Origin of the sequence: Proteiniphilum propionicum (assembly GCF_022267555.1) — a bacterium.
In the GTDB taxonomy this organism is placed as follows: Bacteria; Bacteroidota; Bacteroidia; order Bacteroidales; family Dysgonomonadaceae; genus Proteiniphilum; species Proteiniphilum propionicum.
The window spans coordinates 3396886-3421409 of record NZ_CP073586.1; the positions used below are offsets into that span (position 1 = coordinate 3396886).

The 24524-nt window shown below is 39.7% G+C and carries 23 protein-coding genes; 11 read left to right on the forward strand and 12 right to left on the reverse strand.

The window, feature by feature from the left end:
* Nucleotides 1–130 precede the first annotated feature (130 nt).
* Nucleotides 131–1066: a homoserine O-acetyltransferase MetA gene (gene metA, locus KDN43_RS14050; RefSeq protein WP_238867113.1), complete on the forward strand. Its 936-nt coding sequence runs from the start codon at nt 131–133 to the stop codon at nt 1064–1066.
* A gap of 94 nt (nt 1067–1160) precedes the next feature.
* Here metA and KDN43_RS14055 read toward each other — a convergent pair whose 3' ends face one another.
* From KDN43_RS14055 to KDN43_RS14085, 7 genes are all read right to left on the reverse strand, one after another.
* Nucleotides 1161–1478 carry a PG0541 family transporter-associated protein gene (locus KDN43_RS14055; protein WP_238867115.1) on the reverse strand — a complete coding sequence of 106 codons (318 nt, stop codon included), beginning with the start codon at nt 1476–1478 and terminating at the stop codon, nt 1161–1163.
* An 87-nt stretch (nt 1479–1565) separates the two neighbouring features.
* The gene (locus tag KDN43_RS14060) at nt 1566–4724 is read right to left on the reverse strand and encodes an efflux RND transporter permease subunit (RefSeq protein ID WP_238867116.1); all 3159 of its coding nucleotides are present in this window, start codon (nt 4722–4724) and stop codon (nt 1566–1568) included.
* A 45-nt stretch (nt 4725–4769) separates the two neighbouring features.
* Nucleotides 4770–5834: an efflux RND transporter periplasmic adaptor subunit gene (locus KDN43_RS14065; RefSeq protein ID WP_238867118.1), complete on the reverse strand. Its 1065-nt coding sequence runs from the start codon at nt 5832–5834 to the stop codon at nt 4770–4772.
* Between the two features lie 206 nt (nt 5835–6040).
* The gene (locus KDN43_RS14070) at nt 6041–7552 is read right to left on the reverse strand and encodes a TolC family protein (protein ID WP_238867120.1); all 1512 of its coding nucleotides are present in this window, start codon (nt 7550–7552) and stop codon (nt 6041–6043) included.
* A 483-nt stretch (nt 7553–8035) separates the two neighbouring features.
* Nucleotides 8036–8803 (reverse strand): LytR/AlgR family response regulator transcription factor, encoded by a 768-nt coding sequence (locus KDN43_RS14075; protein WP_238867122.1) that lies wholly within the window; start codon nt 8801–8803, stop codon nt 8036–8038.
* The gene (locus KDN43_RS14080) at nt 8803–9897 is read right to left on the reverse strand and encodes a sensor histidine kinase (RefSeq protein ID WP_238867124.1); all 1095 of its coding nucleotides are present in this window, start codon (nt 9895–9897) and stop codon (nt 8803–8805) included. Before KDN43_RS14080 ends, KDN43_RS14075 begins: the two co-directional genes overlap by 1 nt.
* Nucleotides 9898–10174: 277 nt before the next feature.
* Nucleotides 10175–10825, reverse strand: a complete 651-nt coding sequence (locus tag KDN43_RS14085; RefSeq protein WP_238867125.1) for a porin family protein — start codon at nt 10823–10825, stop codon at nt 10175–10177.
* Nucleotides 10826–11449: 624 nt separating this feature from the next.
* Between KDN43_RS14085 and KDN43_RS14090 the strand changes: the two genes are divergently transcribed.
* The 5 genes from KDN43_RS14090 to KDN43_RS14110 all read left to right on the forward strand — a co-directional run bounded on the left by KDN43_RS14090 (nt 11450) and on the right by KDN43_RS14110 (nt 14314).
* Nucleotides 11450–12118, forward strand: coding sequence for a transposase (locus tag KDN43_RS14090; RefSeq protein ID WP_238865744.1), 669 nt, complete (start codon nt 11450–11452; stop codon nt 12116–12118).
* Nucleotides 12096–12383 carry a hypothetical protein gene (locus tag KDN43_RS14095; RefSeq protein WP_238866127.1) on the forward strand — a complete coding sequence of 96 codons (288 nt, stop codon included), beginning with the start codon at nt 12096–12098 and terminating at the stop codon, nt 12381–12383. Before KDN43_RS14090 ends, KDN43_RS14095 begins: the two co-directional genes overlap by 23 nt.
* Nucleotides 12361–12558, forward strand: coding sequence for a hypothetical protein (locus tag KDN43_RS14100; protein WP_238866128.1), 198 nt, complete (start codon nt 12361–12363; stop codon nt 12556–12558). The genes KDN43_RS14095 and KDN43_RS14100 overlap by 23 nt, the downstream gene beginning before the upstream one ends.
* Nucleotides 12533–13147, forward strand: a complete 615-nt coding sequence (locus KDN43_RS14105) for a hypothetical protein (RefSeq protein ID WP_238866130.1) — start codon at nt 12533–12535, stop codon at nt 13145–13147. The genes KDN43_RS14100 and KDN43_RS14105 overlap by 26 nt, the downstream gene beginning before the upstream one ends.
* A 153-nt stretch (nt 13148–13300) precedes the next feature.
* Nucleotides 13301–14314, forward strand: a complete 1014-nt coding sequence (locus KDN43_RS14110) for a lysylphosphatidylglycerol synthase transmembrane domain-containing protein (protein WP_238867126.1) — start codon at nt 13301–13303, stop codon at nt 14312–14314.
* A gap of 306 nt (nt 14315–14620) precedes the next feature.
* Here the strand turns inward: KDN43_RS14110 and KDN43_RS14115 are convergent, their stop codons facing one another.
* Entirely contained in the window at nt 14621–15817 is a 1197-nt protein-coding gene (locus KDN43_RS14115; RefSeq protein ID WP_238867127.1) for a lactonase family protein, read from the reverse strand.
* Between the two features lie 663 nt (nt 15818–16480).
* Here KDN43_RS14115 and KDN43_RS14120 point away from each other — a divergent pair.
* The 3 genes from KDN43_RS14120 (at nt 16481) to KDN43_RS14130 (ending at nt 18318) form a co-directional block, all read left to right on the forward strand.
* Nucleotides 16481–16975, forward strand: a complete 495-nt coding sequence (locus tag KDN43_RS14120; RefSeq protein WP_238867128.1) for a DUF5606 family protein — start codon at nt 16481–16483, stop codon at nt 16973–16975.
* 152 nt (nt 16976–17127) lie between these two features.
* Complete coding sequence (locus KDN43_RS14125) at nt 17128–17970, forward strand: phosphatidate cytidylyltransferase (protein WP_238867129.1); 843 nt, start codon at nt 17128–17130, stop codon at nt 17968–17970.
* A 129-nt stretch (nt 17971–18099) separates the two neighbouring features.
* Nucleotides 18100–18318: a winged helix-turn-helix domain-containing protein gene (locus KDN43_RS14130; protein WP_238867130.1), complete on the forward strand. Its 219-nt coding sequence runs from the start codon at nt 18100–18102 to the stop codon at nt 18316–18318.
* 67 nt (nt 18319–18385) lie between these two features.
* On the opposite strand, the gene galE is transcribed toward KDN43_RS14130, so the two are convergent.
* Nucleotides 18386–19417: a UDP-glucose 4-epimerase GalE gene (gene galE / locus KDN43_RS14135; protein ID WP_238867132.1), complete on the reverse strand. Its 1032-nt coding sequence runs from the start codon at nt 19415–19417 to the stop codon at nt 18386–18388.
* A 215-nt stretch (nt 19418–19632) separates the two neighbouring features.
* Between galE and KDN43_RS14140 the strand changes: the two genes are divergently transcribed.
* Nucleotides 19633–20622, forward strand: a complete 990-nt coding sequence (locus tag KDN43_RS14140; protein ID WP_238867134.1) for a peptidoglycan bridge formation glycyltransferase FemA/FemB family protein — start codon at nt 19633–19635, stop codon at nt 20620–20622.
* Between the two features lie 290 nt (nt 20623–20912).
* On the opposite strand, the gene KDN43_RS14145 is transcribed toward KDN43_RS14140, so the two are convergent.
* The gene (locus KDN43_RS14145) at nt 20913–21647 is read right to left on the reverse strand and encodes a lysophospholipid acyltransferase family protein (RefSeq protein WP_238867136.1); all 735 of its coding nucleotides are present in this window, start codon (nt 21645–21647) and stop codon (nt 20913–20915) included.
* A 196-nt stretch (nt 21648–21843) separates the two neighbouring features.
* Between KDN43_RS14145 and KDN43_RS14150 the strand changes: the two genes are divergently transcribed.
* A complete protein-coding gene (locus KDN43_RS14150) occupies nt 21844–22128 on the forward strand; it encodes a hypothetical protein (RefSeq protein ID WP_238867138.1) in 285 nt (94 codons plus the stop codon).
* Nucleotides 22129–22194: 66 nt separating this feature from the next.
* On the opposite strand, the gene kdsB is transcribed toward KDN43_RS14150, so the two are convergent.
* Both kdsB and KDN43_RS14160 read right to left on the reverse strand, forming a co-directional pair.
* Complete coding sequence (kdsB, locus tag KDN43_RS14155) at nt 22195–22947, reverse strand: 3-deoxy-manno-octulosonate cytidylyltransferase (protein WP_238867140.1); 753 nt, start codon at nt 22945–22947, stop codon at nt 22195–22197.
* 154 nt (nt 22948–23101) lie between these two features.
* On the reverse strand, nt 23102–24487 hold the full coding sequence (locus tag KDN43_RS14160) for an NfeD family protein (RefSeq protein WP_238867142.1): 1386 nt from the start codon (nt 24485–24487) through the stop codon (nt 23102–23104).
* Nucleotides 24488–24524: the final 37 nt, after the last annotated feature.

Here is a 24524-nt window from a genome sequence, read left to right on the forward strand (position 1 = left end):
TGATAATCAAAACATTACATATTTTTACTCCTGACATTCAAGGTTATTGGGGAGAACTTATCATATTAAAAAAAGGCCTGAAGCAAGTAGCAATGAAGTAACCGTTCTTTGCATTATTAAAAATTGAATTATGCCTCTGAATTTACCCGATAAATTACCTGCAATAGAGATATTAAAAAAGGAACACATTTTCGTGATGGATGACCTTCGTGCTTCCACACAAGACATACGTCCGCTTAAAATACTAATTTTAAACCTTATGCCGTTAAAGATCACCACAGAAACCGATCTTATACGGCTGCTATCAAACTCTCCTCTTCAAATTGAAATTGAGTTTCTGGGGTTATCAACACATACCCCCAAGAATACACCCATTGAACATCTGATGTCTTTTTATACCAAGTTCTCAAAAATAAAGAGCGCATACTACGACGGGATGATTATCACCGGTGCTCCGGTAGAAATGATGCCTTTTGAGGAGGTTAAATACTGGAATGAACTTACGAATATACTGGACTGGGCCCGTAAACATGTCACCTCAACCTTTTACATATGCTGGGGTGCCCAGGCTGCTTTATATCACTTCTTCGGAATCAACAAATTCCCTCTTGAGAAAAAGCTGTTTGGAGTTTTCAGCCACACGATCAACGATCCCTCTTTTCCTCTGTTCCGCGGATTCGACGATGAATTCTATGCGCCTCACAGCCGCCATACAACTATCAATGCCGACGAAATCAGTCTTCATCCGGAGCTGACTATCCTATCTGAATCTGAAGAGGCAGGTGTTTATATTATCTGTTCCCGTGGAGGAAGGGAGTTTTATGTAACCGGCCATTCCGAATATTCACCCCTTACCCTGCACAATGAATATACCCGCGATATGAAAAAAGGGATGAACAACGTAACAATACCTGTAAATTATTATAGAGACAATGACCCGAAAAAACCACCTATGGTTCAGTGGCGTTCTCATGCAAATCTTTTATATATTAACTGGCTGAATTACTTTGTTTATCAAGCCACACCATTCAATATCAATAAAATTGAGCTGTTGGGAGAATTATAAACAATTGCACCTTTAAAACGCAGGTGAGGAAACTGCACTTTTTTTTGAGCATATTCCCTCACCTGATATGTTTTACATTTTTGCCTCCGACCGATCATTCAACCGATTTTACCTCGACATATTCTTCTATGCCCCACATATAGGCGGCTACCAGTTCACCATTGTTGAACGCTGCAGCATTCATCTTATTAATTTCATTTATCAACTCTTCCGCTTTCGCCGGATCAGCCTCCTGCACAACAATAGCAGAGTTATAGCCGGGCCATACAGGAGTATTTTGCCGTGGTTCACCCCAGCGACTCTTTGCTGTTACCTGCTCAATTACCTGATAATCGGCAAACTCCTTTTCATCAAGTAAAAGTGTCAGGGTCTCCAGCATACTTACATTACATGTGATATAGATAAACTTCATATTCAAAACTATGATTGGTATTGATAGCGGGAGACGACTTGTTGCCGACTTCCGCTAAAAAAAGATTATAAATTACAATTGACCTTATTAATTTTTACTGTTCCCTTCAGATTTATTCAGTTTCTTCCTCAACCGGACAAGAGTACGATCACTAATCAGTGTACGGTGATAGATAGTGGCATACATTGTTGGTACCATAATCAGGGTAGTTAATACAGAAATAAACAGTCCGCCAATAATCGTGATCCCAAGCGGGGCATACATCTCTTTTCCCATTCCTGTACTGAGTGCCATTGGCAACATGCCAAGAATGGTAGTAAGCGAGGTCATCAGCACGGGGCGAAGACGCGAACGGCCCGCCTCCATCACTGCGTCACGGAGTGAATAGTCCCTCTTACGCAACATGTTGGTATAGTCAACCAACACAATTCCATTATTCACCACAATCCCTACAAGCATAATAAGCCCGATAAAGGTTACAACACTCAACGTGATATTAGTGATAAAGAATGCCAGGATAACTCCCACAAGGGTAAATGGAATTGCAAAAAGGATTATGAAGGGGTCTTTAAACGATTCAAACTGGGCCGCCATCACCATATATACAAGAGCGATACCTAAAAAGAAAATCAGATAGAGTGATTGAAATGATGATGACTGGTCATCTACCTGCCCACCTATCTCAACAGTTACACCCTCAGGTACAGTGGTTTCAGCGATCAGTTTTTCAGCCAGCTGAGTGGCTTCACCCAGAGATATTTCGTTCAAATTAGCGACAGCTTTCACATATCTCTCCTGTGAAAGACGCTGTATCTCAATAGGGCCGCTCTCTTCCACTATGTCGGCTACTGACGAAAGGGGAATCTGCTGACCCAGCAGGTTGGTAATCTGCATTTCATTGAGCTTAGATACTTCATTCCGAAACTCCGGCGCATATTGTATAACTACTTCGTAATCGTTTCCCTCTTCTGTAAAGTCGCCCGATTCTGTACCAAACAAGTTCTGACGCACCTGTAATCCGACCATGGCAACATTCAGTGCCATCTGCGATGCCTTTTCCTTGTCTACACGTACCTGAACTTCCAGTTTACCCGGATCTACAGTGGTTGTAACATCTGTAAACGAATTCTCGGCTTTCATTTTTTCCTCAAAATCAAGTGCCACAGCCTTTATTTGCTCCAGGTCGTTGCCGGAAACAATAATTTCAATAGGTTTTTTATTTCCAGTTACGGCAGTAGCCAATGCACTACCACCCTGAACACTCACCTCATCTATTTGCGGTATAGCTTCCACACGATCACGAATAGCATCGGCTATTTCGCCGGCAGAGCGACTCCTTTTATCAACAGGTACAAGGTGACACAGTACCGTACCCACGTTTTTACCCTCTTTAAAGCCAACGGTCGTGAGCACACCATCACGTGTCTGCCCCGAGATGGCGGCGATGGCTCCATCAGCCATTTCAGGAATCTCATCGAGCAGGATTTTCAATATCTGCTGCCCTACACTGTCTGTTTGTTCTGCAGCTGTACCCACTTCGGTCTTGAAGACCACCGATACCGTTCCCGCATCAAAATCGGGAATATAGTCGGTACCTATTCGCTTACCTAACCACATTGTTACAACAAAAACAAATAGTGCTATACCCAGCGTAAGCCCTTTATGAAAAACAGCCCATCCAAGTACTTTTTTGTACCATTCTTCAATATTGCTGAAAATCTTCTCACTGGCAATATACAATTTTGAACGACGTTTTGCCTCATTACCGCGAGGAGCTCTTTTCAGCAGCTGCGACGAAAGCATCGGAGTTAGTGTGAGTGCCGTAAACAGCGACATAGTCATACAAACAACCGTAAGAATGGCTAGCTGTTTAAACATTATCCCGACAATGCCCTCCATAAAAAGAAGAGGAAGAAACACCACCAGGGTAGTTGCCGTTGAAGCTGCAATAGCCATGCCCATCTCCGATGTTCCAAAGATGGCAGCCTGTTTTGGATCGGCTCCCTTTTCAATATGCTGAGTAATATTTTCGAGTACCACAATGGCATTATCCACCACCATTCCTATGGCGATAACAAGCGACATCAGAGAAAATATATTGATGGTGTAATCCATAATATACATCGCTATAAAAGCGGAAATCAGTGACACCGGCATGGTTATGAAAACAATAAAACTCGATTTCCACTCGCGCAGAAACATAAGAACAACCAGCGTTACAAAGATAAGGGCGTACCAAATAGAAGAGGTTAGGTTGTTAACAGAACCGGTTACGATCTCTTCAGAGCTTAATACCTCATGCACCTGAAAATCGTCGGGTAGCTGTTTTTGAAGCTCTCTCATCTTATCACGGACCGCATGAACCACATCAACGGTGTTTGCGCCGGACTGTTTCTGTACCATCAATGCCACTCCCTCACCAACGTGATTACGGGCAAACGACTCTTTTTCCTTGAATGAATCTTCAACCACGGCAACATCTTTAAGCCTGACAACCTTACCGTTGAACGCTTTTAATACCGTATTGCCTATTTCATCAACCGTTTCGAACTTCCCCGGCACACGAACAGAGAAATCGTAAACTCCCAAATTGATGTTTCCGGCAGGGACATTAATATTGTTGGCCTTGAGCATTGATGATATCTGTGATGTTGACAGCCCGTATGCCTTCATCTGCTGCGGGTTGATAGATACCTTAATTTCACGTTCCGGCTGGCCCAGATAAAGTACTGTACCCACTCCATCTACCTTGCGCAATACAGTTGCTATGTCCTCCTCTACAATATGTTCAATGCCACTGTAGTGAGCATCGGCATTAATAGCATACACAAGCACTGGCATCATTGAGGAGTTAATCTTGTAGATAATTGGTTGCTGTGCTGCTACAGGAAGACGGCTCTTTGCCAACTCTATAAGGTCACGTGCATTATTTGCCGCGGAGGTAACATCGCCTCCCCACTCATAACTTAGTTGAATGAATGATACATTCTCTTTCGATGTAGATTTAATTTCCGTCAGATACTCTGCGGCAGATAGCACGGTTTCCAACGGCTTTGAGACCTGCTCTTCCACCTCGTTTGCCGAGGCACCGGGATATACGGTAATCACCGTTATGGAGGGGAACTCCATTTCAGGCATGAGGTCAAGCGGCAACATCTTGAGCGATACTACTCCAAGCAGAAGTATAGCTATGAATATCATAGCGGTTGCCACAGGTCTTTTTACACCTATTTCAGGTAATTTCATTTGTATGTTGTTTATTAGATTATCAAAAGAAGTATAAACTCACTGTTAGCTATTAACTATTTCAATGGGTGAACCTTCGTTCAATTTATTTTTCCCATCAATAACGACAGATTCGTTAACCTTGATTTCGGGAATACGTATAAAATTCTCTTTAGACTCTCCTCGGGTTACTCTGCGGCGGGTTACTTTATTTTCATCTGTAACGATAAAGAGGTAGTCTTCGCCGGTTCCCTGCTGTCTGTATAGTGCATTTACGGGTACAAATACACCTTTTGACTGCGGCATGGAGACTGAAACCCTGCAAAACATTCCGGGTTTCAGTTTCATCTCTCTGTTTGGAATAGTTACCTCAACTGTTGCAGTGCGGGTTGTCGGCGACAAAACTGGTGAAATGTAGTTCACCTTCCCCGAAACAAGTTCACCGGGATATGCATCAAACAACACATCCGCATGCTGCCCCCTGCTGATTAAAACGATCTCTTTTTCGTTCACCTCTATAGAAATTTTCAGAGGATTGAGCTGGCGTATGGTAGCTATACCGCTCTGTACCTTTAGATCGGAGCTTATAGAAGGCACAAAAGAATAATTCTCCCCCTCATCAACAGTTATATCGGTTAATACACCTCCGAACGGTGCAGTAATAGATGTATTCTTTTTCAGCATGTTTACTTTTGTTTGAGATGCGTCAAACTTTGCCTTTATATGGTCATAGTCCATGACACTTATACTCTCTTTTTCTCTCAGACGGCTTATTCGTTCAAAATCCTTACGGATCGCTTCAAGCTCAATTTGAGCCTGAATAAGCATTTCGTCTGACATCTCGGCTATCACAGCCCCTTCAGGGACATAACTGCCCTTGGTGAAGTGAATCTTCTCTACCCGTCCCGGGATTGAAGCTCCCAAGTTAGCCTCCCTGTTTGCTTCTGCCGTTCCTGTAAAATTCAGCACAGGTACATAATCCATCTCTTTGGCAACATAAACGGTTACTTTAGTTGCAGTTGCCGAAGTTGCAGCTTTATCGCTGTTCTCTGTCGTTTTTTTTCCGCATCCGCTAGCTAAAAGGGCGAGCAGACAGGTTGTATAAGCAATTTTATTTGTCAGTTGCATCATTGTAATGTATATTATTTGTTTAAAGGGTTGTTATCATATAAATACGGAGTTCCATCTTCCCGGCTCCTGCCTTAAATCCATTTATGAATTTTTATTATCACATGTATAAGGAATTAAGCAGACATTTTTCATACACCTTTGCAGGAGCCCTCTGATACAGATCCGTGTTATTACAACTCTGAAGTTTAAAATGGAACAAAAAAGTATTAATATTGATAATTGTAGATCTCACCTGTTGATTTATCCAATTCCAGGAGAGTTGTTCTTATCTCAACAAGTGCATCGATATGTTCCGAGGAGGCATTCTCCCACTGCAACTGAGCTTCAAGCAGTTCAGTCAGACGGCTTCGTCCTTCCATCAGGTTTTCTTTTGTAATACGCATATTTTCTTCAGCCTGCTCTCTTGAGAGCCCTGTCATCTCAGCTTTTTTCAATGCCTCGCTGTAGCGATAACGATTCTGCCGGATTTGCAGGTCTATCTTTTCACGGGCTTCGTTAAGTTCAAACTGCGCATTCTCCATTTTCAGTTTAGCAGCATGCAGATCGTGACGGCGTTCACCCCATGTAAAAACTGGTATCGACACCACGACCCCAACATTCCAATTTCCACCGAACTCACTTTTCAACCCTTTGTAGGGATTGGGATTCATCCAGCCATAACCACCGGTGAGCATAACATCAGGCATAAATTTTGAACGTTCAATATTTTTTTTCGATTCCATAATGGCTGTCTTCTCCTTTAGCATTGATATTTCAGCCCTGTTATCAGGAGAGATCTCCTGCATGAATGATAACGGCATTTCAACAGGCGGCTCTTCAATATTATCTGAGTTAATTTCTATAGCGTCATCATCTATCCCAATAATCTGTGCCAGCGCCATTTTTGAGAGTGCAACGCCATTTTCGGCCTGCAATGTTTTCAGCTTTGCCTCGTTTTGTTTTACCTGGGCTTTCAATACATCGTTTCTTGTAATTATACCCTCGGCATACATATTTTGGAGATCTGTGACAAGCCTGTCGAGCAATGCTTCATAAGCGTTTGCAAGCTTCAGCTTCTCCTGAACCGACACCACACGCCAGAAGGCTTCATCGGTCCTGGCGAGAATCTCAGCCCTTGTCAGCACCTCTTTCTCTTTTGCAATGTTTTCGGCTCGCTTGGCAATATGATTCGCTTCAGTAATTTTAAAGCCTGTAAAAAGCGGCTGATTAACGTTGAAGCGGGCGAAATAACTGTTTTTATTATCAAAAACAAGTTTATCGGAAGGTAGCAATGCATAATTCTTGAATATTGGATTCCCCGCCTGATCAACCATGGGTGCTCCCGTTTGAGGATTGATGACAAGTGCATTCATAGCAGTCTCAGGATCTTTTAATGCTTCAGGTTTAAACTTCCCGGTCGCGGGATCTATGGTGTTAAAAGGAACTACCGGTAGAAACAGATCGTTCTCAAGCAGTTGAATAGACTTACCGGAATGCAACCATGCACCACCGAAGTTAATCTTTGGAAGGTAATGTGTTTGCGCTGATTTCCTGGCAGATTCGGCTGCCTTCGACTCGTTTTGTGCAATACGTACCTCTCTGTTCTGTTTAAGCGCCATCGTACGACACTCATCGAGTGTGAGTTTTTGCTGTGCAGAGAGAGAGGGGACAAAGAGTGTTATCAGTATCAGCAAACAGGTAAATTGCTGTTTGTATGGGTTCATAATTGTTATTTTCATCTGTTTTAGCTGTTGTTTTCTTTCTACATTTACGGCTGCAAAATTATAACATAACAGCTCGAAATGATCCTAAAAAAATGCTGAGAGGTGCAAATTCAGTACCCAAGCGGCATAAATGCATCCTGAAGCGTCATTTTTGTTGAAAAATTACCTCTTTCTAAATAGCAGCCATTAACACTGCTTTACCCTGAGTAAGATCCTATCCCTCTTTCTGATCCTCTGGATTTAGAGCAATAAAGTATCACAAAAAAGTGATTTGAAATCGAAAAACATATATTTGCCGTACCTAAATTTTCAGATCTACAAGTCATCACTCTTCCTTATGAACGAAGAGTTGCTCATTTGGAACTTAAGTACCGCCAGTTGTGAAGATAGATGAATTTAACTGACAATGATGTTTCTTTACAATAATAAAGGGAAAAAGGACTACCTGAAGGATTTATGTTATGTATGAACAGGAGGAAAACGGGATGAGAAAAGAAATCATGTGGCATTATCCATATACCAGTTTCTAAATTCCTTGTTTCGTGCACGGCTTACAATTATTCGTTCAGGCGTTTGCACCGAAAGATTTACCGCAAGCTTGCCTCCGAACCAAACCGACATATCGACTATGGCGCAATGAGATACAATGTATTGCCTGTTGGCACGAAAGAAATGAGCAGGATTCAAGTGACTCATTAATTCATCTAACGAGCTGTCAAGAGTATAAGTTCTTCGATTGAAACAAACAATTGATGTTATTTTATATTCGGTATATATATATGCAATTTCATCGACCGACAGCGGGATTAGCTTATCTTTATAAGGAATAAGGAAGTGCCTCTTATATAAGCTTTTGGCTTCATGTATTGAGCTCACAATTTGTGAGACAAGCTCCGTGTTGTTTTGTTTGAATGTAAATGACTTGAGCTTGTTCAGTGCCTTCTCGAGATTCTGCCTGTTTATTGGCTTCAGCAAATAGTCGATGCTGTTGACCTCAAATGCTTTTAATGCGTATTCATCGTACGCGGTAGTAAATATAATCGGGCTGTGGACCTCAATCTTATCAAAAACCGAAAAAACATCACCATCGGCCAGATGAATATCCATAAAAACAACATCGGGAGAAGAGTTAATCGAGAACCACTCAATGCACTCCTCAACACTTTGCAGCACAGTCAATATTTCCATATTTCCATCCACAGTATGAATCATCCGCTCCAGGTTTCGAGCAGCAACAAACTCATCTTCTACTATTACTACTTTCATTAAATGTGGTTTAATTTTCGTCTATAAATATTTATATCTTTTATAAGAGGAATCTCAACGGAGAACGTTTCATCTGAATAATATACAATAATCTCTTTCCCGAACATCAAACGGTATTGCTCGTTAAGATTGGTCAACCCTAAACCGTTACTCGATCTATCCCCCGTTTTTATCTGAAGATTATTTTTCACTCGTACTTTATTGTCATCCAGGCTTTCAATAACAATACGGAGAGGGTTTTTCCGACTAATAACATTATGCTTAATGGCGTTCTCAATAAGTATTTGAAGTCCTGACGGTATAATATAATACCCCTTTTTATCATCTTCAATACTTATCTGAACATCCAAACCATCGTTATATCGTATCTTCATCATATATATATATGCCTCTGCAAACTCCAACTCATCGGACAATTTTGACACCTCCTTGTTCTGCATTGTATAACGGAAAACATTGGAGAGTTGTTCTAAATAATCACTGGCACGTTGATCATCATATCCGATGAGCCCGTTCAACGTATTAAGCGAATTGAAAAGAAAGTGCGGATCGGTCTGGTTCTTTAGTGCATTGTACCTGTTTTGCAGATTTTCGAAAACAAGATGCTGATTTTCTGTCACCCTCATTTGGTTCTGATTGATAAAATAAATCAATAACGTGAATAGGAAAGATATGATAAGTATAATCAGGTCTTTAACATAGTGAAGCGTTGAATAGGCTCCGGGTGATACCTCATCGCGAAACCACCACCACTGCATCTGTGAAAAAAGTGGACTCAAGAATATAATAACCACAAAAAGTCCTAATAAGATCAGCCACATTTTATACGGCCTGTCAAGGAAATGCGTTACCGCCCAAAATTGCACACGAAAAAGAAAATAGAAAAACAGAGTATTGAATAAAAGAGTTACAACAGACTCCGGAGTGATAATATCAATCAACCCCACTCTGCTGTTTTTATCTAAAGATATGGCGTAATACATCGATGACGACAACATGACAAACGCCAGTATAAAACTTATTACGATAGAAGCGGTTAGTGCCGTTTTTTTATCGTAATTGAGTATAAAAAATCGTTCTTTTCGTAGTTTCATTTTTTCAATTGCTGTTACTTTTATAACAGACTTGCAAATATACAGAAAAAGAGAGAAAAAGACCCGATAAACATCTGTCATGCGGATGTTCATCGGGATCAAAAAAAGGAAGGTGTTTGTTCGAGGAGATTGTCTCATTTATTCACCTGAATCAAACTACGGCTCACCTCTACGTCGTCACTCAGTTTTCTTCAAGCCTATAATTAAACAGGTTTTATTTCCGGCAATCATTGCTGGATTATGAGACAATCTCTTTTAGTTAAATATCCTTATATTATCAAAAACGAAATCCTATCCCCAGGTTCACAGTTTGAGTTTTCATTTTGGCATCGTCTGTACCGCTGATTACATCTTTCAATCCAGATAAATCGTCCACCTGATTAACCAGTCCGATCTGATATCCTGCGTTCACTTGTATACCATTGTCAAACTCATATCCCAGTAGGAGTCCGAGACCAAAGTCCCAGCGTTTCATAGGAGTTTTATCCGCAGATTTTTTGTATAAGTCTATGTCAAGGTCATCGAGAGTTGCATCAAAGCCCAATCCCACAAACGGCCCAATACCTCCGTAGAATAAACCGTTATATGCTTTATACTGTCCCAAAGCGTATATAGGAAGCTGCATTCCCCACTGCTGGAATGTATCTTTTTTATCTGAGTCAACTTTCATTTTCATTTTTGAATTTCTATAGAAAAAAGAAAGTTCAGGCTGAATTGCAAAATTTTCATTCAATTCTACTCTCATAAACCCACCTAAATTTGGACCTACCTTCATTCTACTCTTAAGCGTTTTAAAATCGCTTAGCAAAAAATTCGACATATTCATTTCACCCTTCACACCCCAATATATAGGTGTTTGAGCTTTTACACTTGTTGTCCCTATGGTTATAAGGGCAATTAAGCTTAATAAAATTGTTTTTTTCTTCATTTCTTAATTATTTAATTTTTAGATGTCTTCTCAATCTTTCTAATAAAGGTTGACGATACAAAAATAGTATGAGAAATAACTCCTGGTTCAGAAAAGACATCCAAACGAATAATTAGAGACTTGAAACGTTAAAAAAGCATTCTGAAATGAAATTAGAATCTATATAAAATGAGTCTGCTAATAAAAAAACAAACATCTAAAATGATTATTTATAATGTATTCAATATCAACATCTGTTATGACCCGATTGCAATTAAATAGACTTTTAGAGGGAAGTTGATAAATATTACTGTAAATAGAAAAACGATATAATGTTTTATTTAACATTGTTATAAAATGATATTTATCTGGTCATTTTAATTTAAGCATATCAATTCTTTAAAGTACTTTTTGCTGGTTTATTATAATATTGTACCTTAGCAATTCAGAAGAACAACTCCATTGGTAAATAACATATTATAAAAGGTGGCTATCAACATTTTATTGGTACTTGAGTCCACTTTAAAAAGTCCCTGACTTTAATTTTGTTGTTTTATTTCCGTTTTTTGTTGATAAAACGCTCTGAAAATCCCTTGTTATCAGATAAAAAAATCGTATTTTGCATCACCTAAAAGAGAAGAAATCATGTTCAAGAAGACATCTGTAAATCCACAATATGACATGTTTTCCACACCTTCCACCCAAATGGGTAAGCGTGAGGCAAAAAAATATGATGATCCTGCGGCGTGGCACAACCGGTTTTATGCAAACGTCACCTCCCAAATAGACGAAACCATATTTGCTCCCCTTTTCAAACAGGGTAACATGGGCGCTCCCAATGCTTCCATACGGGTGATTATCGGAATGTCCATCATCAAGGAGGGTTTTGGCTGTAGCGATGAAGATCTGTTCGATAAATGCCAGTTCGATCTCCTGGTGCGTAAAGCCCTGGGTCTAGTCTCCCTGAGTGATGTTGCACCCTCTATCGATACTTATTATTTACTGAGAAGGCGTATTTGTGAATACGAAAACCGGTATGGTGTAAACCTGATGGAAAAGAGCTTCGAGCAGCTCACTGGCGACCAACTCTCCACCTTCAAGATATCCGGCAAATCTGTCCGTATGGACAGTAAGCTCATTGGCAGCAACATCGCCTGGTACTCCCGTTTCGAGATCATTCACAACACTTTCCGCGGGTTTATCAAGGACCTGGGCGATAGGGGGATGCTTCTTTTGAACCCCAGGCTCAGGAAACAGGTACTTCTATTTTTTAGAAGAAGATGCTCAGAATATGGTTTACCGCTTAAACAGTGAAACTCTCGGCGAGAAAATCTCTTCCCTGGGTGGGCTCATTTATCAGGTTCTTAAACGCCTTGCAGAGACCACTACCGGCTACGACCTTCTTCACCGTGTCTTCCACGAGCAATACGAGGTGGTCAAGGGACAGGCTATCCTTCGTCCCAAAGAGGACATCACGGCCAGGAGCGTTCAAAACCACAATGACCCCGATGCCGATTATCGAAAAAAAAGGAGACCAGAAGGTAAAGGGCTACAGTGTGAACATCACCGAGACCTGTGATGACACTGATGAACAGAAGGACAAACCCAACCTGATCGTAAACGTTCAGGTGAAACCGGCAAGTGCTGCAGACAATGGCTACCTGAAGGATGCCGTTACCAACATCCAGGAGAAGGTAAGCACCGATATAATAGAGAAAGTCTATGCCGATGGTGCTTATCAATCCCCCTGGTAACAGGGAGTTTGCCGATATGAACTCAATTGAACTTATAACAAGCGGATTACAAGGGAGACAATCTAAATATGACCTGGAGATGAAGGAGGGTGAGCTGGTTGTCACCCATATCGAAACCGGAGAGATTATCCCTGCATACAAAACCGGGGATAAATGGAGGATTGCCACCACAGGCAAGAGCAAGTACCGGTATTTTACGAACGAACAGATAGCAACTGCAGAACTAAGACACGAACTCGCGGCTATCCCCGGGCAGGAACAGATGAAAAGAAACAACGTGGAGGCAACCATCTTTCAGTATTGCTTCCATACGAGGAACAACAAAACACGATACAGAGGTTTGCTCAGGCACAAATTATTTACTTTCGCCAGATGTTTATGGATAAACCATGTCCGCCTTGGAAATTATCTGATAACAATAAGTCAAAGAGCGCATGAAAATGGTTTAATAACCGATTTTCGCTATATAAAGACCTCCATAAGGGAGAAACTTTTTATCGTGTTTGATTTTTTACTTCCTTGCTTCTCAAAAATAGGAAATGAAAAATCAACGAATTACTTTTTTAAACTTAAAATTGCCACTATTTAAAGTGGACTCGTACTTTAATAATGGAAAATATAAATGGAAAAGTCAGATTTTTTTGAATCCTCTCTTTTTGATAGGATATCCTAAAACGAAGCTGAAAAAGCTACAATGAAAGTCAGCGGTTTTTCTAACAGATATCCTTGAAAAGTTTATGAGATGATTGATTTTGTAAAAAAATATAAGCCATATTTAATAGCGGTATTGCTTGTAACAGTTTCACTTTTGATAGCGAGATTTGTATGTTCAATTGATTTCAAATCACTCAAAAACTATTTAAGTGAAATGCCAGGGATGTTTGCCGGAGTTATTACGGCGTCTCTCTGCGCCTATATCTCCTCTACTCTGTCATGGAGGTTGTGTATGGGTAATGAGGGCAAAAAAGTGCCTTTTATAGAGTTGTTCATGTACAGGCATGTTGGAGAGATGCTATCTTTTTTTAATCCAACCAGCATAGTTGCAGGTGAGAGCCTGAAAGCTATCATACTTGCCAAGAAAGGAGTCTCTGCCAAGCATGGAATTAGTTCCATCCTGCTGCAGAGGGTTCTGATTATTTTCTCGGGACTCTTTCTGGGTGTAGTCACCATGATGTATCTTACCCTTGGACATATATTAAACAGCAGGAATGTGCTTATGGTTATTATTGTGTCAGCACTGCCACTTTTAATGGCACATCAGGTAATGCGCTTTCTAGTACATCCGAAACTTTTCATTGGTAAAACGATGGAGAACCTGAAGAAAAAAACCGGCTGGCCAGTTTTTTCAGATAACCTAATTACTTCCGCTTATGAAATGAACGAGGCCTCTTCTATTTTTTTCCACGAAAACAAGATGAAGTTCTTTTTGGCATTTCTCATGTGCATTATTTACTGGTTATTTGGTGCAGCTGAATTTTACATTATTCTAAACATGATGGGTATGGAGATATCCATCATTCAAGCCTCGGCAGTAGAGATGGGGGTGATGTTGTTTAAAGCTGCAGGAGCTATTGTTCCCGGGCAGATAGGCGTAGAAGAGTATGGCAACAAAGTAATGTTGGATGTCATAGGAATTGTAAGTAACGAAATATGGCTTGTAGTCACTCTTATAAGAAGGGGGCGTCAGCTTTTATGGCTAATGATTGCCGGAATATTTATGTTGATCATATCAAAAACATTGAGTCCCCTCCGATAAGTCTTTTTTTGCTGAAAATTCCGCAAAGAGCGCCATTGATTTTCTGCGAGTTGCGACCTTCTGAAATCGGGTTTTGGAGTTTTCGGAGCAGACTCAACATTACAAATAAAACTAAATAAATAACCAAAATCATTTATGAGTCCCATTAAATAAGTCAATTATCTCCAAAATTCACATAACACATACTTATTATCAGCATGTTCCAGTCTATTAGAATCTGGGTTAAGGGTTTTTGACAGACTCATTAGGGAGGCTAACTTTGGAGCTTCAATACCGGTACGTGTAATGTTATTCATAACCTCCAACCTATTCAGCAGAAGTCGCAAACTTCAAACATACAGGCATGCTGATATAAATATCCTTGTTTATATCTGTCAATAATCCTGTTTCTTCATTAATACGAAATACCTGAATCACATTATCATCTCTGCAGGCAACCAGCAGAAACTTTCCATTAGGTGTAATTACGAAATTCCTGGGATGTTTACCTGTAGGCTGATAACCCACTTTTTCCAGTGTCCCGTCATCGCTATTAATTGAAAAGATGGACACACCATCTGCCTGAAGGCGGTTGGAAGCATAAAGGTAACGTCCATCCGGAGAAACATGTATATCAGCACTGCCACGTGCTCCGACAGTGTCGGAGGCAATAACCTGCTTTTGTTGAAGCTCTCCGAAATGGTAGTCATACACTATAATCTCACCAGACAACTCACCCAGCAAGTAAAGATACCTTCCACCGTCAGGATGAAAGTCGAAATGACGCGGACCGGTTCCGGCAGGGGCAGCAAACTCTGTTAAACTGCTTTCATATATTGATGGCTGCCCTTCGAACGGGGTATCGCTAACACTGAAACGATACAGTTTATCTGTCCCCAGATCGGTTGCAAAGAGGAAATGCCCGTCGGGAGAATATCTCACAGAATGCAAATGCGGGCTCTCCTGGCGTTTTGTATCAGGACCGGAACCTTCAAACAACATCACCGATGTTGCAGGTGTGAGGCTTCCATCACTTTTCACCTGAAACGACGAGATGCTGCCACCGCCATAGTTTGCAGTATGCACATTTTTACCCCTGTTGTCAATTGTAATATAACAAGGACCCGCGCTGTTGGTAAGCTGCGAATTTATATTTGTAAGGTTACCGTTTTTTTTATCGAAAGCGAAAGCATGGACTGCGCTGTTTCCCTTATCATTCTCTCCCACTGTATAAACATACTTTTCGTCAGGGCTGAGAACAAGGTACGACGGGTTTGACACAACTGCCATGCTAATCTGGCCTGATTCGCCTGTAACGGTATCGAACCGGTAAACATAAACACCTTTGCTCCCTTCTGCAGAAGTGTAGGTGCCGGCCAGAAGGAACATTTCACCCTCTTTTGCCATCACCACAGATTTCTCACTTCGTGGTGCTTTTGTGGCATCGGGTTTACCGGAACAATTTCCGGTGCAAGAAGCCGACAAAGCACCAATCAAACAAACCATTGCTAAATTTTTATACATTACTGTTATTTTATTGTTGTTGACACGAAATTAGGCTAATTTCCTGAGAATATATCACTTTTTTCAAAATATTTGATTCATAAAGGCAGGAAATAATCAATTCAAGTTTCACATGTTAAGTATTCAACTAAATATTAAACTGACAATGTTTTGTGACCCATTTTCCGATTTGCAGGCTATCTGATAAATAACTTGCTTTGCTCAAACAGCTTATCAGATCACGCCTGTTTCATCGAATGGGTTCACGCTAAATATTTCATATGTCTCATACTTAGCTGTATATGTTTTAATTTATACATACAAAACTTAAGTAATCAATATTATATAAATATTTTAAGTTCCGCATGTATACATTTTGATGTGAATATAACTTGTTATCATATATTTATATATTTTCGAAGCATCTGAATCATATGAAACAATTATGCCCGTTATGTAAACCCGGCATTTACGTGATGTAAAACATTGCCAGCAGTAAAATTTATCTGAAATAGTGTCATAAGCAAAAGTTGAAGTATTAAGTACAAATTTAGAAAACTGTTACAGTTGATGTATAATCTGTAACCATTTTTTAGAATTCATTTTGTTTTAAAAGTTGCGAATATGGCTTTGTCTGCTTACTTTTGCATTTTAAAAAACGCAAACTTTGAACATAATTTTATCATGTTATCAAAAATATTATCTGTAACGGGACGTCCCGGCTTGTTTAAACTCATATCAACCGGCAAAAATCTGAATATTGTAGAATCGCTAAACGACAGTAAACGCATTCCTGTTTACGCACATGAAAAAGTGGTTGCATTGAGCGATGTATCGATGTACACAATGGATAGCGACGTTCCCCTGCGGGATGTTTTAAAAAAGATAAAAGAGAAAGAGAACGGAAACAGGGTCACTATTGGCTCCAAATCATCGGCAAAAGAGCTCTTCGCTTTCCTTGAAGAGATCCTTCCGGATTACAACAAAGAGAGTGTCTATGCTTCTGATGTAAAAAAATTGATCTCATGGTATAACATTCTTATGGAAAGCGACATCGATCTGGAGGAGGAAGAGAAAACGGAAGAAACCCCATCAGAGAATCCCGAAGCCGGGGAAGAAGCGGAAGAAACCCCATCAGAAAATTCCGAAGCCGGGGAAATAACTAAACAAAAAGATTAGACATTATCGTTCATATATACAGCAATTGCACCTGTAAGACAATACTATGTAACAGAGAAAACAAATCTGCGATTGAAAGAACTTTTTAGATTGGGAATTTAACTTTTCCGTAAATAAACCGTATCTTTGCATGTTTAAAAACTATTTTGAATTTGAACTTAAAAAACTTAATTACACGTGCAGTGGCCGGGATAATCTATATACTGGTCGTGCTTTTGGGTATATTGGGGGGAAGGTTTTCATTTTTAGCCATCTTCGGAGCCATTTTAGGAACTGGTTTATTTGAGTTTTACCGGATGGTAGAAAAAGACACTTCTCATGCTATAAGTAAAATATTCAATATTGTGATGGGATTGCTTATATTCGTAGCAGTCTTCCTTTATCAGGAAAATATAAACAACTATGCACTTCCTGTGATGATAATGCTATATATGCTTGTTCTTATAGCATCCTCTGTATTCATACGCAGGCACGATATTCTTCATGGGATCATCTACTCTGTCTTTGGACAGGTATATATAACAATGCCTCTGAGCCTGCTTATGTTTATCTCCTATTCGTATCATGCAGAACTTACTGGGGGCGGATACGATTGGGTTCCCATACTTGCATTGTTTGTTTTTCTATGGGTAAACGATACTGCAGCATACTTTATTGGATCTATAATCGGAAAACACAAACTAATAGAACATATCTCTCCCAAAAAGTCGGTCGAAGGTTTTATCGCCGGTATACTTTTTACGCTCCTGGCATCAATTATATATGCCCGCGTATATACAGAATTCTCGACCTTCTTCTGGATGGGTTTTGCCTTTGTTGTATCCCTGTCAGGCACTCTTGGCGATCTATTTGAGTCGCTCATAAAACGTACATGTGCAGTAAAAGACGCCGGACAACTTATCCCGGGACACGGAGGCATTCTTGACAGGATAGACAGCCTTATTGTAGCAGTACCTGCTGTATACCTTTATCTGATAATCTTCCTCTCTTTTTAGACACTTTCAGTATCAATTTAAGAACAAAATCCTTATTACAAATGTTTTTATGATATCATAGAGCAAATTATCGGTTTTCTGTTTAGAATTTTACAGTACAGCTCTTTCATCTTTTAAAGAGGTAGGACGATGAACAAAAAAATAATTGGAACGAACGCAAGGATAATCTGGAATCTCCTGAATAACAGCCAGAAGTGGAATGTATCACAGTTATGCGAAGCGTCAGGGCTGTCTGAAAAGGAAATATATACCGCTATAGGCTGGTTAGCCAGAGAAAATAAGATTGAGATAGAGAAATCCCCAGGCGGAAATGAAGATTACTATTTGGTGATAGAGTATTACTTCTGACCATTCTTTCGGCATAGATAAAAAAAGTCTGAAATTAACCATTCAGACTTTTTAGGGACTATCAGTTTCACATCACCCCTTTTTCTCGCAACCTCAGCTGCCACTTCCAGGCTGATGCCATTGTATCTTCAATTGTCTCCCTGGCTTTCCATCCCAACACATTGTTTGCCTTATCGGGTTGAGCCCAGATTTGTTCAATATCTCCCTCACGGCGTCCTACAACCTTGTAGTTCAAAGCTTCACCGGATACTTTTTCAAATACATGAATCAGCTCCAGCACTGACAATCCGTTACCTGTTCCCAGATTAAAGATCTCCACTTTTTCTGCAGATTTATCTTCGAGCATCCTTTCAATAGCAATCACATGGGCTTTTGCAAGATCAACCACATTTATAAAGTCACGTATACAGGTTCCATCGGGAGTATTATAATCATCACCAAAGACACTTAACTGCTGCCTGATGCCAATACCTGTCTGAGTTATATAAGGAACCAGATTCTGAGGAACGCCAAGCGGCAACTCTCCAATTTCTGCAGAGGGGTGAGAACCTATGGGATTGAAGTAACGAAGGATTATGCTTTTAATGGGTGCACCAGAATGAACAAAATCCTGTATAATCTCCTCGTTTATCTGTTTTGTATTTCCATAGGGTGATGCTGCAGGTTTAATAGGTGCATTTTCGTCGATCGGATTTATATCGGGCTCTCCATAAACAGTACAGGATGAAGAGAAAACTATTCCCTTGACGTTGTATTGTGGCATTAACTCCAACAGATTGATCAAAGAAACCAGGTTGTTGCGATAATACATGAGCGGTTTTTGTACCGACTCGCCTACGGCCTTGCTGGCTGCAAAATGAATGATTCCGTCGAAGGAATATTTCTTAAACAAAGACTTCATCGCCTCAAAATCAGTACAGTCTAGTTTATCGAAAATAGGGCGTTTGCCGGTAATTCGCGTTATACCTTCAAGAACATCGGCATTGGAATTTGACAGATTATCAATAATAATCACTTCGTAACCGGCTTGTTGCAACTCTACCACTGTGTGAGACCCGATATATCCGGTTCCCCCCGTCACAAGAATTCTTTTTGACATAAAAATATAAAAGTTTTTGTGTTAATATCTGCTGAATACAAAAATACGAAATAAAAAACTATCAGTCCGGCTTTTTTATGATAAAATATTGCCAGGATCTATTTATTTCCAGATAGCTCAAGGCTTTAATAACTTATGAAAAACCATTGTGTATCGATTTTTTTTATTATTTTTGTTATAATTAATATGTGTGGAATTGACATGTCTTTTTTCTCATGACAAAATACAATGTAAAAACATACTATAAAAAGGATGATCTCCCTCCACTGGAGGAGCGCAATTTTTTTCACTTTTCTGCATCATTCGACTGGTATGGAAATTCCCCTACTTACACCCCTTTCATGCTTGTTGCTTTTGAAAAAGAGAGGCCTGTGGCTGCAATGTTTGCAATTATTATGCGCATAAACCACTTCTTCAGAGGTTCTTTATTCAAGCGGTGCTTTATCTCCCAACAACCCGATTTCTTTGAAGAAGGACTTCCCCAAATAGAGATATTCGAGTTACTAATAACACAACTTGTAAAGGAGGTGCGAAAGAAGGTTTTTCTGATCCGATACGAAAATCTGGGTAACGCTATTTTCGGATATAAGGGCTTTAGAGATAACCATTTCTACTCGGTGAAGTGGATTAACATAAGGAACTCTTTACAACGTAAAAGAAAAATATGGGATCAGCTCTCACCATCGAGAAAAAATCAGGTAAATAAAGCTATAAGAAAGGGCGTGGTGATGGAAGAGTTTACTTCTGAAGAGAACTTACACGAGATATACAATCTAATTCAGAATACCAATAACAAAAAAATATCGAGACGCTTCCCTCCATATAAATATTTTGAAAACTTTTTCCATTATTACATTAAGACAGGGAAAGGTAAAATAATGATTACTCGTTATCAAGGCAAAATAATAGGAGGAGCCATTTTGGGATTCGAAAAAAACAATACTGTGTACTGCCTCTACTATTGGGGGAAAACGAAAAGATACAAAATGCTATATCCTACAATATTCACAATATATTCAGCTATGAAAATGGCGGAAGAGAACGGATTCAGATATTTTGATTTTATGGATGTGGTTTTTTTAAATAAAAATGCCGGAAGATCACGTTTCCTGCTCCAGTTTGGCGGAAAACAAAGAGCTACGAGACGCTGGTACAGGTTCAATTGGGGACTACTAAACTTCTTTGCAAACCGAATATACGATTAAAATTAAAATTGGGATAGAAATACAATTCATCAAAATATGCAAACAAAAATAAACAATTCACGGACTCTGACAATTATCGACAAACAAATACTAAATATGTTTAAATGACTGATATTTCTCATCAAAACATTTGGAAAAAAGAAAAGGAAAGTGTAATTTTGCTACGTGTTTTTCATGGTATTAGATTTAAGGTTAACAATGAAGATTGGTTGTCGTGAGACAACCATTCCTTTTTTATATAGGTTTATACCTGATTGCTCGCATTTTAAATCAAACTAAATTATCTCCTGTTATTTATATTTTTCCCACAATGACTTATGGATAGTCTCTTTTGTACGTTCAATCAATTGTGGAATGTCTGCTTCAGAAAGGTTTTCGGTAGGTATAGGTTCATGGATTATAAGTTCCATTTTCTTACAAAGCCTTAACCGCAAAGAGTTTCTTACCAGAACTTCATACGAGCCATTGATAGTTAACGGAACAATCGGCAGCTTCATATCATATGCAATATGGTAAGCACCCTTTTTGAAGCGCCCCATTTTACCTGTTACGGTACGTGCCCCCTCGGGAAAGATAACCATTGATGAACCATCGGCAATTTGTTCTTTAGCTTTTTCAATTGTAGCTTTTCTAGAGGCAAGCGTTGAGTTATCAACAAAAACATGTCCTGCTTTTTTAGATGCAAATCCCACAAAGGGGATGTTTCGCAAACTTTGTTTTTGTACCCATTTGATATTCTGATTTAAAAAGCCATAAACCAGAAAAATATCAAAAGCTCCCTGATGATTGGCAATAAACACATAGGATTGTTGCGGATCGAGATTTTCATACCCTTTCGTTTTAATGCGGCATAAAGCAAGACGGCAGGTAAGCTTCGACCACCATTTCGGGGGGAAATACCCCCAGAACCTGCTCCCGAAAATGGGAGCCATAGTTATAACGATCAGCGCCGTTAGAAGAGTAAACAAAATGAATACCGGCACGAAAATAATCCATTGATATAAAAAACGCAGTATCTCTTTCACAACTTTTATAATCTTTTCTGTTCCCGATTACAAAAATAAACATTTTCGCATATTGTCAGGACAAAAAAGAATAGTTATTTGCTCAGCCCGGTCATTTTTGTGATTAAAGTAAATTTTTATGCAAAATAATTTCCTCGTTTGTTGAATTTTGTGTTTATTTGCGTTACGAAATCAAAAACATAATTATTATACACACATGAAAGAGTTAGCAAAATACATCGGGGTAATAGTAATGCTCATTGGCGTTGCTTTTTTAATAGTACCTTTTTTAATGGGAACAACCAATAACTCCAATCTGATAATTGGATTGGTATTGGTTATTGAAGGAATGCTGGGCTATATTTATGTGAACAATATGAAAAGAGGGTCCCTCTTCAGCAATATCCTCTGGGCAATTGTTCTGTTAGTAGTGCCATTTATCATTTTCTTCTTTGCAAAACGCAGAGCCTACTCAGAAAAAGAAATTGCTGCATACAATTAATAAAAACAAGGTGTATTTTTTAGTAAACAATAAACCCTGAGATTAATTTCTCAGGGTTTATTGTTTTTACCTTGACCGTCTCAAATATTCCAACGCTCTTTGCATATCTTCAGGTGTATCGATGCCTATTGTCTCATGCTCAGTCACTGCCACCTTTATACGATATCCATTTTCAATCCATCGAAGCTGTTCCAGGGACTCTGCCTTTTCCAGAGCAGATGGTAGCAGCTTCGTAATCTCCACCAGTATATCTGTTCTATAACCGTATATGCCAATATGTTTGTAGAAAAGATGTTTCTTTAACCATTCGCCATAATCCGCATCCCGGATATAGGGAATTACAGAACGGCTGAAATAGATAGCTTCGCTATTTTTATTGACTACAACTTTGGGTGATGATGGATTAAACAATGCTTCAAAACCATCCTCCACTGAAAAAGATTTCACCAAAGTTGCAATTTGCACATCAGGGTCTGAGAAACAACCTATCAGCAATTCTATTTGCGATGGATGGATAAAGGGCTCATCTCCTTGAATATTAAGGACTACATCGAAATGCAACCCTGTAGCATTTACCGCTTCACAACAACGGTCGGTGCCGCTTCTGTGCTTTTCGGATGTCATCAGAGCATTACCTCCAAAATTTTTTACAGCATCAAAAATACGGATTTCATCAGTGGCTACATACACATCGTTAACCACTTTTCTCACCTGTTCATACACACGTCTGATCATGGGTTTGCCATCCATGTCGGCAAGCGGTTTCCCTGGAAAGCGCGAAGATGCATACCGCGCCGGTATAATTGCTACAACTTTCATTTTCCAAATAAATATTATTCCTACTGTTATTATAACCTAATTAAATCAACTTCAAAAAAGTAATTGTTCCATAAAGCAATTTTTGACTACCAGTCAGTTAAACATTTATAAAGTCTGATTTCAGATATTTTTAACGGGCTTATTGTTTTAAATCTCAAATTTTCCGTACAACATATAACTGAGAATTCTCATAACGTTTAACAACAACCTCCTCGTCTTTATCAACAAACCCCTTCAGTGAGATAGCATCGTAATACTCTCCTTCTACGTACACCCGTCCCGATGGCCGTAAAACAGTTGCCGCCACCCCTGTTTTACCTACCATGGCCAACGGCTCCATGGGTACCGATACAAAACCCTCCTGATCTGCATGCAATGCTGCAAAGTTAAGAAATCCGGGCTTCCCAATCCTACCCGACAGATAGATAATAAGGACAACACTCAACCCCATTCCTCCAAGCACTGTCATCACCGCCCTAAACATCTCTGTGGCAGGGAGCCCTTCAAAATTGAACCGTACATTTCCTATAAGGGCCAGCACTAATGCAGATATAACAAACAGAATTCCCAGTATTCCGGTGACACCAAAGCCGGGAATGACAAATATCTCAAAAACAATGAATATTAGTCCCAGTACAAAAAGTAGCACTTCCCAATTCTGGGCATATCCTGTGAGATACAACGGGGTAAAGTAGAGTAGTGCCGCCGTAATAGCCATTGCAGATGGAAATCCTACACCGGGTGACTGCAGTTCAAAATAGATACCTCCTATAATAAACATGATCAAAAAAGCTTGTACCAGCCCATTGGTAAGAAAACCTTTTATCTTATCATAGAAAGAGGGATTGTAGGTTTCGAACGTATAGTCGTTATAACCCAAATATGTGACAACCAGTTCATGAACATTCTCTGCAATACCGTCACAATATCCCAGCTCAACAGCCTGATTAGCAGTTAAAGTAAGTACTCTTGTAGAATCGTCATAACCCGGTATTACTGTTCTTTCATCAACCATTGCCTCAGCTATAGCCGGGTCGCGCTTCCATTTTGTAATGGTATCACCATTTTGCACTATCACTGTTTTGCCGTGACTCTCTGCAGTAGCACGTATAATACCTCTCATATACGACTGGTATTTATCGGGAGACTGGGCTCCGGTAGCTCCGTCAACGACAGTTGCCGCACCAATTGACGCGCTGCTGCGCATGAAGATACTGTCACAGGCTATCGAAATAAGAGCGCCGGCTGACGCTGCATTATTATCTATAAACACATACACGGGAATTTGGAAATTGAGTATTGCCGTTCGCATGGAATCTGCCTCGAGAACGCTTCCGCCATAAGTGTTCATATGCAGGAGTACGGCATGGGCATTTTTCTCCATTGCATTGTGAAGTCCGTTCTGGAGATATATCCATGTGTTACTCCCTATATTTTCCTTGACATTTATCCGGTAGATCAATGGCTTTGATTCCTGTGCCTGAATACTGAAAGAGAGGATCAGGATAAACAGCAAACATGCAACTTGTAATTTTTTCATTTTTAACAGGTTTGATTAGACAAAGATAATAGATTTT